At 69.3% G+C, this 14,104-nt stretch carries 12 protein-coding genes; all 12 read right to left on the minus strand.

The window, feature by feature from the left end; all coding sequences use genetic code 11:
- Window positions 1-162: 162 nt before the first annotated feature.
- Complete coding sequence (locus NB3_RS32875; RefSeq protein WP_067811147.1) at window positions 163-708, minus strand: NlpC/P60 family protein; 546 nt, start codon at window positions 706-708, stop codon at window positions 163-165.
- Window positions 709-1,337: 629 nt separating this feature from the next.
- Window positions 1,338-4,472, minus strand: a complete 3,135-nt coding sequence (gene ileS / locus NB3_RS32880) for an isoleucine--tRNA ligase (protein ID WP_067811149.1) — start codon at window positions 4,470-4,472, stop codon at window positions 1,338-1,340.
- A gap of 271 nt (window positions 4,473-4,743) precedes the next feature.
- The gene (locus NB3_RS34660) at window positions 4,744-4,944 is read right to left on the minus strand and encodes a hypothetical protein (RefSeq protein ID WP_084823872.1); all 201 of its coding nucleotides are present in this window, start codon (window positions 4,942-4,944) and stop codon (window positions 4,744-4,746) included.
- 77 nt (window positions 4,945-5,021) lie between these two features.
- The gene (gene wag31 / locus NB3_RS32890; RefSeq protein ID WP_067811155.1) at window positions 5,022-5,876 is read right to left on the minus strand and encodes a DivIVA-like cell division protein Wag31; all 855 of its coding nucleotides are present in this window, start codon (window positions 5,874-5,876) and stop codon (window positions 5,022-5,024) included.
- Window positions 5,877-5,945: 69 nt separating this feature from the next.
- Window positions 5,946-6,248 (minus strand): YggT family protein, encoded by a 303-nt coding sequence (locus NB3_RS32895; protein WP_039797136.1) that lies wholly within the window; start codon window positions 6,246-6,248, stop codon window positions 5,946-5,948.
- 89 nt (window positions 6,249-6,337) lie between these two features.
- Window positions 6,338-7,120, minus strand: a complete 783-nt coding sequence (locus tag NB3_RS32900) for a cell division protein SepF (RefSeq protein ID WP_067811158.1) — start codon at window positions 7,118-7,120, stop codon at window positions 6,338-6,340.
- A gap of 105 nt (window positions 7,121-7,225) precedes the next feature.
- Window positions 7,226-7,987: a YggS family pyridoxal phosphate-dependent enzyme gene (locus NB3_RS32905; protein WP_084823873.1), complete on the minus strand. Its 762-nt coding sequence runs from the start codon at window positions 7,985-7,987 to the stop codon at window positions 7,226-7,228.
- Window positions 7,988-8,042: 55 nt separating this feature from the next.
- The gene (pgeF, locus tag NB3_RS32910) at window positions 8,043-8,771 is read right to left on the minus strand and encodes a peptidoglycan editing factor PgeF (protein WP_067811163.1); all 729 of its coding nucleotides are present in this window, start codon (window positions 8,769-8,771) and stop codon (window positions 8,043-8,045) included.
- 259 nt (window positions 8,772-9,030) lie between these two features.
- A complete protein-coding gene (ftsZ, locus tag NB3_RS32915; RefSeq protein ID WP_067811166.1) occupies window positions 9,031-10,275 on the minus strand; it encodes a cell division protein FtsZ in 1,245 nt (414 codons plus the stop codon).
- Window positions 10,276-10,628: 353 nt separating this feature from the next.
- Window positions 10,629-11,198 (minus strand): cell division protein FtsQ/DivIB, encoded by a 570-nt coding sequence (locus tag NB3_RS32920; RefSeq protein WP_307696438.1) that lies wholly within the window; start codon window positions 11,196-11,198, stop codon window positions 10,629-10,631.
- Window positions 11,199-11,356: 158 nt separating this feature from the next.
- Window positions 11,357-12,880, minus strand: coding sequence for a UDP-N-acetylmuramate--L-alanine ligase (murC, locus tag NB3_RS32925; protein WP_067811169.1), 1,524 nt, complete (start codon window positions 12,878-12,880; stop codon window positions 11,357-11,359).
- Window positions 12,877-13,980, minus strand: coding sequence for an undecaprenyldiphospho-muramoylpentapeptide beta-N-acetylglucosaminyltransferase (murG, locus tag NB3_RS32930; RefSeq protein ID WP_174553275.1), 1,104 nt, complete (start codon window positions 13,978-13,980; stop codon window positions 12,877-12,879). The genes murC and murG overlap by 4 nt, the downstream gene beginning before the upstream one ends.
- Between the last annotated feature and the right edge of the window lie 124 nt (window positions 13,981-14,104).

The raw sequence follows: 14,104 nt of genomic DNA on the forward strand, positions 1-14,104 counted from the left end.
CAGGGCGGCATGCGGCGTCGAAGCACCGGTGCCGCTCGCCGCCCACTCCTGTCCGCGACCGGCGGGCACGGCGCCGGTGCCCTCCGGCCAAGTCGCCGCGGCCCCGGCCCGTATCGCGGGCCGGGGCCGGTTTCCGCGCGGGCGTAGCCGCGCCGGGTGCGCTCAGAAGCGACGGATAGCGTAGATGTCGAATTCGTCCAGCGGAGTGAAGCCGACCGGCACGCCCTGACCGTAGGCGTTGAGTACCCGGCCGTTCCCGGCGTAGATGCCGACGTGCGAACCGTCGCTGTTGAGCACGATCACGTCGCCGAGCGACAGCGAACCACGCGGGACGGGCGCGCCCACCTTCGCCTGTTGCCAGGTGGTCCGCGGAAGGCTCACGCCGACCTGGCGATACGCCCACTGCACGAGGCCCGAGCAGTCCCAGCTGTCGGGACCGGTTCCGCCCCATTCATAGGGCTTGCCGATCTGCGTGGTCGCCGCGGCCAGCGCGCCGACGCCGAACACACTGGGTATCGGCAGGTCGGCCGAGCCGCTGGCGCTGCCGGACGACGAACTGCCGGTGCCCGACGAACCGGACGACGCGCTGCCCGGCCCGCTGCCGGACGCGCTGCCGGTGTCGGCCCAAGCCGGTCCGGCGAGCAGGAGGGTCGCGATGATCGAGAGCAAGAATCCGAGTGCGATGCGGTGCGACGATTTTCTCGGCACGTACTCGCCCCTTCCATGGGCGCAGTTGACTGGCCGCCGATCGGCAGCCTGGCTAACACATGGCATCAGCAGCGGTCCCCGATGCGGAGCCGCGGCCACCCGCGCCGGACACGTTCCCAGCACGGCCGAATCCCAAGTACGACACGCGAAAAGGAGAAACTGCCGCCCCCGTAGAGCACCTGGGCAACAGCAGCGACATCGCAGATTGTGCCTGGGATATCGGCGAATTGTCGGGAATCAGCAAACTCTCAGCATGTGATCTGAATCACTCTCTGCGCACGGGCGGTTGCTCTCCGGGACGCCGAGCGTCCTGCTGCTGAGTAGCGGTCCGGTCGTGGACGGCGCGCGAGTCGTCCGCCGTGCACGCTCCCACGCTGCCTCCGACCGCAAAGGCGTCCGCCAGCGCCCGCCTCGACCGAGCGGTCCACCACCGGCGCCGCCCGAGTCACCGCGACCGCGGCAGCGCAGCCGGGCGACACCTCGGCACCATCCGGCGTCGAGTGACCCTTTCGGCATCCGACGCCCGGCCCGCAGCGGTGCTCGGCCCGGCACCACCGGCACGAAGGCCGCTGAAAAAGAATCGGGGCGGGACCTTTCGGTCCCGCCCCGGCTCGCCGAGTACCCGGCGCTCAGGCCTTGGCGATCTTCGCGCGCACGCCGCCGACCAGATCGGCGGCATCCTGACCCGCGTCGCCGAAGCTCAGCGTGGTAGCGAGGATCTCACCCGCGATCAGGTCACGGTGCGTCTCGGCCCACGCGGCCCGGTCCGCGGGAACATCCAGCACCACGGTGATGCGGTCGGAGACGTCCAACCCGGCGGACTTCCTGGTCTCCTGCAGGTCGCGGATCAGGTCCCGCGCCCAGCCCTCGGCCTCCAGTTCCTCGGTGACCACCGAGTTCAGCACGACGAGACCAGCGTTCCCCGGCAGCGCCGCGGTCGACTCGGGTTCGGCCGCGACCAGGCGCTGGGTGTACTCCTCCGGCAGCAGGGTGATCCCGGCCGCCCGGACCGTGCCGTCGGCGTCCTCCGACCACTCGCCCGCCTTGACCGCCTTGATCACCGCCTGCACGTCCTTGCCCAGCCGCGGACCCGCCGCGCGGGCGTTGACCACCAGCTCGAACCGGCCGTGCGCGTCCACGTCGGTGGTCAGATCGACCTTCTTGACGTTGACCTCGTCGGCGACGATGTCGGCGAACGGCGCCAGCCGCTCGGCGTCGGCCGCGGCGATGGTGACCTCGGCCAGCGGCAGCCGCACCCGCAGGTTCTGCGCCTTGCGCAGGCTCAGCACCGTCGAGCACACCACCCGCACCTCGTCCATGGCGGCGACCAGCTCCGGATCATCCGGCAGCTCGCCCTCCTTCGGCCAATCGGCCAGGTGCACCGACTCGCCGCCGGTCAGCCCGCGCCAGATCACCTCGGTGACCAGCGGCAGCAGCGGCGCGGCCAGCCTGGTGACCACCTCGAGCACGGTGTGCAGGGTGTCCACCGCGTCGCGGTCCTCGCTCCAGAACCGCGAGCGCGAGCGCCGCACGTACCAGTTGGTCAGCGCGTCGGCGAACGAGCGCAGTTCCTCGCACGCGCCCGCGATGTCGTAGGTCTCCAGCGCCTCGGTGATGACGTCCCTGGTGCGCGCCAGCTTCGCGAGGATGTAGCGGTCGAGCACGTGCGGCGAATCCGTGCGCCATACACCGGGCTTCGAGGCGTACAGCTGCAGGAAGGTCCACGCGTTCCACAGCGGCCGCAGCGCGTGACTCACGCCCTCGCGGATGCCGCGCTCGGTGACGATGAGATTGCCGCCGCGCAGGATCGGCGAACTCATCAGGAACCAGCGCATCGCGTCCGAGCCGTCCCGGTCGAACACCTCGTTGACGTCCGGGTAGTTGCCCTTGGACTTGCTCATCTTCAAGCCGTCGTCGCCGAGCACGATGCCGTGCGCGGCCACGGTCTTGAACGCCGGGCTGTCGAACAGAGCCGTCGCCAGCACGTGCAGCGTGTAGAACCAGCCGCGAGTCTGCCCGTTGTACTCGACGATGAAATCGCCGGGGAAGTGGCTGTCGAACCACTCCTTGTTCTCGAACGGGTAGTGCACCTGGGCATACGGCATCGAACCGGACTCGAACCAGCAGTCCAGCACCTCCGGCACCCGGCGCATGGTCGATTTGCCGGTCGGGTCGTCGGGATTCGGCCGGGTGAGCTCGTCGATCATCGGGCGGTGCAGATCGGCCGGGCGCACACCGAAGTCGCGCTCTAGCTCATCCAGCGAACCGTAGACGTCGACGCGCGGGTAGGCCGGGTCGTCGGACACCCAGACGGGGATCGGGCTGCCCCAGTAGCGGTTGCGGCTGATGTTCCAGTCGCGCGCGCCTTCCAGCCACTTGCCGAACTGGCCGTCGCGGATGTGCTCGGGCACCCAGGTGATCTGCTTGTTCAGCTCCACCATGCGGTCGCGGAACTTGGTGACCGCGACGAACCAGGACGGCACCGCCATGTAGATCAGCGGCTGCCCGGAGCGCCAGCTGTGCGGGTAGGAGTGCTCGATCGTCTCGTGCCGCAACAGCTTTCCGGCGGCCTTGAGGTCCTTGATGATCACCGGGTTGGCGTCGAACACCATCAGGCCCTCGTACGGCGGAACCATCGAGGTGAACTTGCCGCCCGCGTCCAGCGGCTGCACCAGCTCGATGCCGTGGGCGGAGGCGACGTCCATGTCCTCCTCACCGAAGGCGGGCGCCAGATGCACGATGCCGGTGCCGGAGTCGGTGGTCACGTAGTCGGCGGTGAGCACGCGGTGGGCGTTGGGGTGACCGACGAAGAAGTCGAACGGCGGCGCGTAGGACAGCTCGGCCAGCGCGGCGCCGTCGAATTCGCCGAGCACCTCCGGCTCCGCGCCGAACTCCCGCGCGTAGTGCGAGACCCGTTCGGCGGCGAGCACATAGCGTTTGCCGTCGGCCGCGCGCAGGTGCACGTAGCGGACGTCGGGGTGCACCGCGATCGCCAAGTTGGACGGCAGCGTCCACGGCGTGGTGGTCCAGATCAGCGCGTTGGCGCCGTCTAGTTCGTGCAGCGGATGCTCGGCGGGCACGCGCAACGCCATGTCGACGGTGACCGCCGGATCCTGGCGCATCTTGTAGGCGTCGTCGAGGCGGGTTTCCTGATTCGACAGCGGCGTCTGCTCGTACCAGCTGTAGGGCAGCACCCGGAAGCCCTGATAGATCAGCCCTTTGTCGTACAGCGACTTGAACGCCCACATCACCGACTCCATGAAGTCGGTGTCCAGCGTCTTGTAGTCGTTGTCGAAGTCGACCCAGCGGGCCTGGCGCGTCACGTAGTCGCGCCATTCCCCGGTGTAGCGCAGCACCGATGTTTTGCAGGCCGCGTTGAATTCCGCGAGCCCCATCGCATCGATCTGTGATTTGTCCGTGATACCGAGCTGCTTTTCGGCTTCGATTTCCGCGGGCAATCCGTGGCAGTCCCAGCCGAATCGCCGGTCGACCCGCTTGCCGCGCATGGTCTGGAAACGCGGGACGAGGTCTTTGACGTATCCGGTGAGCAAATGTCCGTAATGCGGCAGACCGTTGGCAAAGGGCGGCCCGTCGTAGAAGACGAATTCGGCTGCGCCGGAACGGTTTTCGATGCTCGCGCGGAAAGTGTCGGCGGCCGCCCACGCGTCGAGCACGCGGCGCTCCATCTCGGGGAACGACGCCCCGCTGCCGACGCTCAGGTCGACGCGCGGGTACGCGCTGTTGCTGGAAGTGTGGTCCGCCATAGCGGATGCGTCTCCTCGTGCCGAGTCGTTGGCACGGGGACGATGACGGCGCCCGGTGCGCCGAGACCGCGGTACCACCCCGCTTGTCCGGCGTGACGAACACCGGACCTCTCATTCGCGAGCTGTGACGGGCTCACCCGTTCGGTTCTACTGAGCGCCCGGCCCGCAGGCCGTACCGCCGTTCTTCCGAAGGCTCCCCGGTGATGGCCGGATCGACGCCGTATTCATGTTTGATTCTAGCCGGAGCGGTCAACTCACTTTGTCAGGCAGGTCAGCGTTTGGCATGACGACCAGGAGGCGGCGGGGAATCACCATCCGGACTCCGTATGGACAAAGCACTCACCAGCAAGAGCATCGCGCCGATGACGCACACCACGATGCAGCCCCACGCCCAGATCACCGAACCGGTGGTGAGCGCCGCCACGAGCAGGGCGAAGCCGATCGCGGCAAGGACGAGTGTCAAGACGAGCATGGTGACCCCCAAGGCATGCCGGGCGGCTCGACAGTTCCTCTAACGGTATGCGAACTGCTGTGCTGGGGCGCGGCGCGCTACTTGCCGCCCTTGGCGAACGATGCCGGCGCGAGGTTGTTCGCCGTGTTGGCATCCGCGAAAGCTTCGCCGCCGTCGACCGGGACGGCCGAACCACGGTTCTCCAGCTCCTCGAGCTGCGACTCCAAGTACGACTTCAGCCGCACCCGGTACTCCCGCTCGAACGTCTTGAGCTGCTCGATCCGGCTCTCCAGCACGCTGCGCTGCTGGGTGATGGTCGCCATGATCTCGGTGTGCTTGCGCTCGGCGTCGGCCTGCAGCGCGTCGGCCTTCTCCTTGGCCTGGCGCAGCTGGCTGTCCGAGCGGCTCTGCGCGTCCGACAGCATCGCGTCCGACTTCTGGCGGGCGTCGGCGATCATCGCCTCCGACCGGGTCCTGGCGTCTCCGACCAGTCGCTCGGAATTCGCCCGAGCGTTCGACAGCAAGCTCTCCGCCTCGGCCTTGGCGTCGCTGGTCAGCCGATCCGCCATCTCCTGGGCGAGGCTGAGCACCTTGGCGGCCTGCAGGTTCGCGTCGGCGCTCGGCGCGTCCTTCGCCACCGGCGCCGCGGGCATCGGGGCGGGCGGCGCGGCGGGAACCGGAGGCTTGATCGGTTCCGGCTGCGGCGGCGGGGCCTGCGGAATCGGCGGTTTCACCGCGTTCACCCCGGGGCCGCGGTTCTTCTTGGCATCGGCCAATTCCGCGTCGAGTTCGGCGACCCGCTGGCGCAGATCGGCGTTCTCCTCGATCAGGCGCGACAGCTCTTGCTCCACCAGATCCAGGAACGCGTCGACTTCGTCCTCGTTGTAGCCGCGCTTCCCGATCGGCGGTTTGCTGAACGCGACGTTGTGCACATCGGCTGGGGTCAGCGGCATGGAAGGATCCCTTCACGCGTCTTTTGGAGATCTAGCAGATCTAGCAAGCTGTCTTCACGGCCCATTCTGTCACACCGGAGCTACCGGCTGCCCGAGCCTGCCCACGATCGACATCAGGATGAAGACGATGAAAAGCAGGACCATAATCGACAGATCCAGGCGAATTCCGCCCAGCGACACCGGAGGTATCAACCGCCTGAGCAGTTTCACCGGGGGGTCGGTGATCGTGAAGATCACCTCCAGGACGACGACCACGACACCGGTAGGACGCCAGTCTCGGGCAAAGCTACGGATGAACTCGACGATCACCCGGCTGATCAGCAACAGCCAGAAGATGAACAGTACGAAGTACAGCACCGCGAACAAGGCCACGACTTCACTCTGCCGTAAAAATCGCTTCGCGCAAAATGACCGCGCCGCACAACCTGCGCACGGTCCGCTTCACCCCCCAGATCACGAGCTTATTTCTGGTTGTAGAAGCCGGTTTCCGCGATGCGCCTGCGTTCTTCCGCTGATACGTCGACATCCGCCGGTGAGAGCAGGAACACTTTTGTCGCCACCTTGTCGAACGACCCGCGCAGCGCGAAGGCCAGGCCAGCGGCGAAGTCGACCAGCCGCTTGGCGTCGGCGTTGCTCAGATCCACCAGATCCATGATCACCGGATTGCCCTCACGGAAGCGTTCGCCGATGATCCGAGCCTCGCTGTAGTCGCGCGGGCGCAGCGTCGTGATCTTGGACAAGGGGCCTCCGTCCTCGAAGATCCCGGGCCGCCGCACCGGGGCGGGCTCGGGACGCACGCGCTCCTCCAGCCTGCGCTCCTCGGCGTCGGGGTCGACGGCGAGCGCGCCACGGGTCGTCCCGCGCAGCGGGGGCGCGGTCCCGCCCGCACGGAACCGGCCCGACGGCGCGGAGTCGATCCGGGTGGGACGACGGGGCGCGTCGTAGCGATCGTCGCCGTAGGGCTCGTCGGCGTAGTCGTCGCGCCGCGACACCGAGTAACCCGCCTTGTAGGGCGACTTGTAGGCCGGCTCGGGGTAGTCGACATCGTCGAAACGGCTCGCGCCGTACCGATCCTCGCCGTAGCGCTCGACGTAGCCGTCGCGGTCGGAGTAGTCACGGGGCCGGGGCCTGCGAGCGCCGCGCTCGTCCACCCCTCGGGGAGCGCGGTCGTCGACGTAGTCGTCTTCGTAATCCTCGAGCGGAACCATGCCGAAGTACGCCTTGAACTTGTGCAGCGTGCTCATTGGTCGACCTTCCTTCGGCCCCGGTGGCGGCCGGGTGTTGAAGTCTTGCTCAGCCCTCGTCAGATCCCAGCATATGTGTCGAATGTGACTGATGAGGTTTCTTTGCTAGCCCGAGGTTATCGGTCGCATACCCATCAGAGCGGTACCGACACGCACAACCGTCGAACCGTGTTCGATCGCGCATTCCAGATCACCCGACATTCCCGCGGAAAGCTCTGTCGCGTCCGGATGATCGGCGACCAACAACGTGTGCAACGTCGCAAGTCGCGCAAATGCGGCATCAACCGGCGCACCCAACGGCGGAATGGCCATCAGGCCCGACAAACGTAATCCAGGAGCGTCCGCAATCCGTTCCGCGAGAGCGGGAAGATCGCTTGCCGTGACGCCTCCCCTGGCGGGGTCGTCGTCCAGGCTCACCTGGAGCAACACGCGCAGCGGTTCGGTGCGCTCGCCCGCCTCCAGCGCGGCGACGGCACCGGCGTCGAGGGCGGTAGCCAGACGTTCGCTGTCCACCGAATGGACGGTGTGCGCCCAGCGGGCGACAGCCCGCGCCTTGTTCCGTTGCAACCGTCCGATCATGTGCCAGCGGATGCCGGAGAGGTCTTGCTCACGCAGGTCCGCCACCTTCGCCGCGGCCTCCTGCTCGCGCGACTCGCCGAACTCGCGCCTGCCGAGCCGGTGCAGGATCGCCACATCGGAGGCGGGGAAGAACTTCGTCACCGGCAGCAGCCGCACCGATCCCGGCGCACGGCCCGCCGCGCGACACGCCGCGTCGATGCGCGCCAGCAGACCGGCCAGGCTCTCCGACAGCTCGGCGGTCCTCGCGGTGAGCGCGCCGTCCACCGCGGTCCTCGCTTCGGTGCTCACGCGGCCACCTCCCCCGCGCTCGGGCCCGCGAGCGCGCCGAGGGCGTTCCGCCCGCTCACGCGGCGGCCTCCATCCAAATCACCCCGCCGATCCGGCCGGTCGGCGCGCCACGGCGATGGCTGAACAAGGTGTGGTCCTCGATGGTGCACCGCGGGTCGACCGCGATCGCGCCGATGCCCGCCTCGGTGAGCTGCCGGGAGATGCCCGCGCGCAGATCCAGGCCGGGAGTACCGCGGACCGTGGTGGTCGCGCTGCCGGGCAGATGCTTCTCGACGTCGGCGCGCATCGCGGCGGGGACCTCGTACTGACGGCCGGAGGCGGCGGGCCCGAGCAGCGCGCCGACCCGGTCCAGGCGCGCGCCGACCGAGACCATCGCGTCGAGCACGCGCGGCACGATGCCGATGCGGGCGCCGATCCGCCCCGCGTGCACCGCGGCGATCACGCCCGCCTCGTCGTCGGACAGCAGGATGGGCACGCAGTCGGCGGTGAGCACGACCAGCGCGAGTCCCGGCACGGTGGTCACGAGAGCGTCGGTGGCCGGAACCGGTTCGGCGCGCGGGCCGTCGACGATCTCCACGTTGCGGCCGTGGATCTGTTCCATCCAGACCAGGCGTTCCGGCGGCAGGCCGATCCCCTCGGCCAGCCGGTCGCGGTTGCGCCGCACGGCCGCGGGATCGTCGCCGACGTGGTCGCCCAGATTGAACGAGTCGTAAGGTGGCGCCGAGAAGCCTCCGGACCTGGTGGTGGTCACCCGTCGGACAGTGATGGTCGGCGCGATAGTCATGGCGACGAGCGTAGTTGCGCTCGCTTAACGGCGTCGAAATGCCCAGGTAGAGAGCAAAATTTCCCCCGGGGCCGAATCGATTGCGTCGCATCGGGCGCTTCGGCGCCCGGTCTCGCCCGGTCGGCGTCCCCCCAAACATTCTGTGCGGTCGTACTCCGGGACACCGCTGCGGCGGGTCCCTCCGAGGCGTCCCGGCGCGGGCCGGGATCGCTCTTTCCAGCTCGGTCCCGGCCCCCGCGCCGGAACCGGATTCCAGCGCTCAGCCCCTCCGCATGAACGACGGCACGTCCACGTCGTCGTCATCGTCGCCTGCCTCCGGCGGCGTGATGGGCGATCGCGTGCCGCTGCTCACGGACGGCTCGCCCAGCGTGCGCGACCGTTCGGTGTCCCGGTAGCTCGGCAACGTACCGCGGCCCGGCGTGCCCGTGACCGAGGTGCTCGGCGTGCTGTCGCTGCCGCGCGCGGCGATCTCGCTGGTCCGGCTCTGCCCGATCTCGCCGGAGCGCGCCGTGCCGATGGTGCCGCGGGCCGAGGTCTCGAAGGTGCGCCGGGCCGGGCCGCCGCCGTCGAAGCCCGCCGCGATCACGGTGACCCGCACCTCGTCGCCGAGCGAGTCGTCGATCACGGTGCCGAAGATGATGTTGGCCTCGATGTGCGCGGCCTCCTGCACCAGCGAGGCGGCCTCGTTGATCTCGAACAGGCCGAGATCGGACCCGCCCGCGATCGACAGCAGCACGCCGTGCGCGCCGTCCATGGAGGCTTCCAGCAGCGGTGAATTGATCGCCGCCTCGGCGGCTTTCACCGAACGGCCCTCACCGCGCGCCGAACCGATACCCATCAGCGCGCTGCCCGCGCCGGACATCACGCTCTTGACGTCGGCGAAGTCGACGTTGATCAGACCGGGCGTTGTGATCAGGTCGGTGATGCCCTGCACACCGTTGAGCAGCACCTCATCGGCGGAGCGGAACGCGTCCATCAGGCTCACCGCCGCGTCGCCGAGCTGCAGCAGCCGGTCGTTCGGGATGACGATGAGCGTGTCGCACGACTCACGCAGCAGATTGATGCCGACCTCGGCCTGGTTCCCGCGCCGCTTGCCCTCGAAGGAGAACGGGCGGGTGACCACGCCGATGGTCAGCGCGCCGAGCTTGCGCGCGATCTGCGCGACGACCGGCGCGCCACCGGTGCCGGTGCCGCCGCCCTCGCCCGCGGTCACGAAGACCATGTCGGCGCCCTTGAGCACCTCTTCGATCTCGTCCTTGTGGTCCTCGGCGGCCTTGCGGCCGACTTCGGGGTCGGCGCCCGCTCCCAGACCGCGGGTCAGCTCGCGGCCGACGTCGAGCTTGACGTCGGCATCACTCATCAGCAGCGCCTGCGCGTCGGTGTTGACCGCGATGAACTCGACACCTTTGAGTCCCTGCTCGATCATCCGGTTGACGGCATTCACACCGCCGCCGCCGATACCGACGACCTTGATCACCGCAAGGTAGTTGTGCGGGGGCGTCATGGGCTCTCGCCTTCCTTCGATCTAAAGCCTGTCGTTTCCGGATGCTCGGCACGCCGCCTTGTCGGCCCGGTCCGGGGGTCGGGTCGCTGCGAAGAGCGAACCGCGGCTCGGGCAAACCCTAAAGCTCAACCATAGGGTTAGCGTTATGTCAAGTATCCGACTGGTGCGGAACGCTATTCGCAGCCGACGCGATACGCGCGCAGGCGCGCCGAAACGAGAGCCAGAATCTTGCGTGATCCCGCTCGTCTCGCCGCTCCACACGTCGTATGGTGAACGGTTGCCCCCCGGCTCCCTTCTCGGCGCCGGGACCGCTCCCGGGCCGCCGAAAATTACCTGGGCGCAATGGGTGTGGATCACTTTACCGTGACCAGATTGGGACTCGACACATCGAACACCGTTCCGGGGCGCGTCAACAACGGCAACACGACCGCCGCCTTTCGCTCGGCGTCGTCGCTCCCGCCCCAGAGTACCGTGCGGCCGTCCTTGAGATTCAGCGAAATATCCGAAATAGACCGCGCCGCAACCTCGCTCACCTGAACCGCCAGCGCAGGGGGCACGATGGCGAGCACCGAGACCGCGGCCCTGGTCACCGGATCAGCGCCGCCGGGATGATCGGTGATCAACTTCGGCACGCCGATCGGCGTCGGCTCGACCGCGAATTCCACGCCATCGGCGTCGAGTAGATGCGCGCCATCCTGACTGTCGTAGAACAACACCGCGGTGCGCTCGACGACCGTCACCCGGACCGTGGCCGGAAAAACCCGCTGCACGCGCGCCGTGCGCACCTTCGGAATGCTCGCCACCCGCCGCGCCACGGCATTCGTGTCGATTCGGAAGATCGAGCGGCCGGAAGGAATTTCGAGTACATCGCGCACCTGTTGTTCGGGCACCGCCACCGCACCTTCGATCCGCACGGTGCGCACCGAGAGCACCGGGGTGAACCAGGCGAGCACACAGAGCACCGCAAGAACGCACACGCTCAGCAATCCCCACCGGCGAATCAGGCGCCAGTCGAGCTCGCCGAACCGATCACCCGCGCGGCGCCCGGCCGCGCGCGCCGACCCGACCCCGCGCACGCGGGTCACCGTCCGTGCTGGGGACGCGCCCGCAATCCGTCGAGAATCTGACCGCCGAGCATCGTCACGTCGCCCGCGCCCATGGTGATCACCACGTCACCGGGCAGCGCCAGCCCCGCGACTTGGCGCCCGACCCGGGACATGTCCGGCTGGTAATGCACCGGCTTCGTCACCGACTGCGCGACCAGCGCTCCGTTCACGCCGGGCAGCGGCTTCTCCCGCGCGCCGTAGACATCGAGTACGACGACCTCGTCGGCCAGGCTCAGCGCGGCGCCGAAGTCCTCGGCGAAGGTCGCGGTGCGGCTGTAGAGGTGCGGCTGGAAGACCACGATGACCCGGCCCTGCCTGGACCTGGCGCCGTCGCGGGCCTCCTGCTGGACCAGTTCGGCGGCGGCGCCGAGCACGGCGCGCACCTCGGTCGGATGGTGGGCGTAGTCGTCGAACACCCGCACGCCGTTCTCCCGCCCGGCGAACTGGAACCGGCGGTGCACCCCGCCGAACCCCTCCAGGCCCTGGATGATCTCGCCCACCTCGGCGCCGGTGGCCCTGGCGGCGAGCAGCGCCCCGAGCGCGTTGAGCGCCATGTGCCTGCCGGGCACCGACAGCCGCAGCGTGCGCGGCGCGGCCTCGTCGGCGAGCTGGAACTGCGCGATGCCGCCGACATCCCGCGGCTCCCAGCTGTGCAGCCTGGCGCCCACCGGGACCGGCGCGTCCGCGAGGTCGCCGGAGCCGTAGCCGAGGACCCGCACGTCGCGCTCGGCCAAGCGCGCGCCGACCCGCTCGGCCAGCGCCAGCGAACCGGGATCGTCCAGGCACACCACCAGCAGGCCGCCCGCGCCGAGCCGGTCGGCGAAGTCGTCGAAGACCTGCACGTAAGCCTCGTCGGAACCGAAGAAGTCCAGGTGATCGGACTCGATGTTGGTGACGACGGCCACGTCGGGGTCGTATTGCAGCAGGGAGCCGTCGCTCTCGTCGGCCTCGGCCACGAAGATGTCGCCGGTGCCGTGGTGGGCGTTGGTGCCCGCCTCGTTCAGCTCGCCGCCCACCGCGAACGACGGATCGAACCCGCAGTGCTGCAACGACACGATCAGCATCGAGGTGGTGGACGTCTTGCCGTGCGTCCCGGACACCAGCAGCGTGCGATGGCCCCGCATGAGCGAGGCCAGCACCGTGGGACGCAGCAGCACCGGGATGTCGCGCCGGTTGGCCTCGACCAGTTCCGGGTTGGTCTTCGGAATGGCGGCGTACGTGGTGACCACCGCCGTGGGACCGCCGGGTAGCAGGTCCAATGCGGTCGCGTCGTGCCCGATCCGCACCTGCGCGCCGCGAGCGCGCAGCGCCAGCACTCCCCGGCTCTCCTTGGCGTCCGACCCCGACACCGCGCCGCCGCGGGCGAGCAGGATGCGCGCGATGCCGGACATCCCGGCCCCGCCGATGCCGACCATGTGCACGCGCTCCAGCTCCGGGGGCAGCGCGGTCCGCTCGGCGCCGCTGTCCTGGGCCACCGGGTCCGCGGTGGTGTCGCTCATCGGCGCGCCACCTCCAGCGCGATCCGCGCCACCTCGGCGGCGGCGTCGCGGTGCCCGGCGCCTGCGGCGGCCCTGCCCATCTCTGTCAGCCGTGCGGGGTCCATGAGCAGCGGAATCACCTCATCGATCACGTACTTCGGCGTCAACTCGGAATCGGGGACAATTCTGCCACCGCCCTTGCGCACCACGGGCCGCGCGTTGAGCTCCTGTTCCCCGTTGCCGTGCGGCAGCGGCACGTAGAACGCGGGCAGCCCGACCGCGGAGACCTCCGCGACGGTCATCGCGCCCGACCTGCAGACCACCGCGTCGGCGGCGGCGTAGGCGAGGTCCATCCGGGACAAATACGGCACCGCGACGTAGCGAGCGGCGTCCGCGGCGGAGTCGTCCACCTCGATCGTGTTCTTGGGGCCGTGCGCGTGCAGCACCGAGATACCGGCGGCGGCCAGTTGCGGCGCGGCGCCCGACACCGCCTCGTTCAGCGTCCGCGCGCCCTGGGAACCGCCGAAGACCAGCAGCACCGGCCCTTCGGGTGGAAGACCGAAGTGCGCCCGCGCCTCGGCCCGCAGCCCGGCGCGGTCGAGTCCGGTGATCGATTCGCGCACGGGGATGCCCACCACGCGCGCGTTCGCCAAGCCCGAGTCCGGGACCGCCGCGAGCACCCGTGCGGCGCGGCGGGCGCCGACCTTGTTCGCGATGCCCGCCTTGGCGTTCGCCTCGTGCACCACCACCGGTACCGCGCGCCTGCGGCGCAGCACGCCGGCGCCGGCGGCGAGATACGCCGGAAGCGCCACGTAGCCGCCGAATCCGATGATCACGTCGGCCTCGACCGCATCGATGACCGCGCGGGTGGCCGCCACCGAGGCGCGCACCCGGCCGGGCAGCCGCAGCAGATCGGCGGTGGGTTTGCGCGGCAACGGGACCGGAGGGATGAGCTCGAGCGGATAGCCGCGCTCGGGAACCAGGCGGGTCTCCAGGCCGCGTTCGGTGCCGAGCGCCGTCACCCGGATCGAATCGTCGAGCCGCCGCAACGCGTCGGCCACCGCCAGTGCCGGTTCGATGTGGCCCGCCGTGCCGCCGCCCGCGACGATTACCGAGATCACCTGGATCTTCCCCGTTCTCTTGCGTGATTGACCGGATAGCTTGGTTCCCAAGCCCTGGTGGCACGCGCCGAGCTGGTGCCGCGGCTCTCCGGCGAGCGGCGGCGCGCCGGTTCCGCACGCCCCC

The organism is Nocardia beijingensis NBRC 16342 (assembly GCF_001612785.1).
Lineage (GTDB): Bacteria > Actinomycetota > Actinomycetes > Mycobacteriales > Mycobacteriaceae > Nocardia > Nocardia beijingensis.

Bases quoted from the DNA above. Each gene is read 5' to 3' on its own strand.
- ileS (WP_067811149.1), bottom strand. From the start codon at position 4,472: ATGGCGGACCACACTTCCAGCAACAGCGCGTACCCGCGCGTCGACCTG.
- NB3_RS34660 (WP_084823872.1), bottom strand. From the start codon at position 4,944: ATGCTCGTCTTGACACTCGTCCTTGCCGCGATCGGCTTCGCCCTGCTC.
- wag31 (WP_067811155.1), bottom strand. From the start codon at position 5,876: ATGCCGCTGACCCCAGCCGATGTGCACAACGTCGCGTTCAGCAAACCG.
- NB3_RS32900 (WP_067811158.1), bottom strand. From the start codon at position 7,120: ATGAGCACGCTGCACAAGTTCAAGGCGTACTTCGGCATGGTTCCGCTC.
- pgeF (WP_067811163.1), bottom strand. From the start codon at position 8,771: ATGACTATCGCGCCGACCATCACTGTCCGACGGGTGACCACCACCAGG.
- ftsZ (WP_067811166.1), bottom strand. From the start codon at position 10,275: ATGACGCCCCCGCACAACTACCTTGCGGTGATCAAGGTCGTCGGTATC.
- murC (WP_067811169.1), bottom strand. From the start codon at position 12,880: ATGAGCGACACCACCGCGGACCCGGTGGCCCAGGACAGCGGCGCCGAG.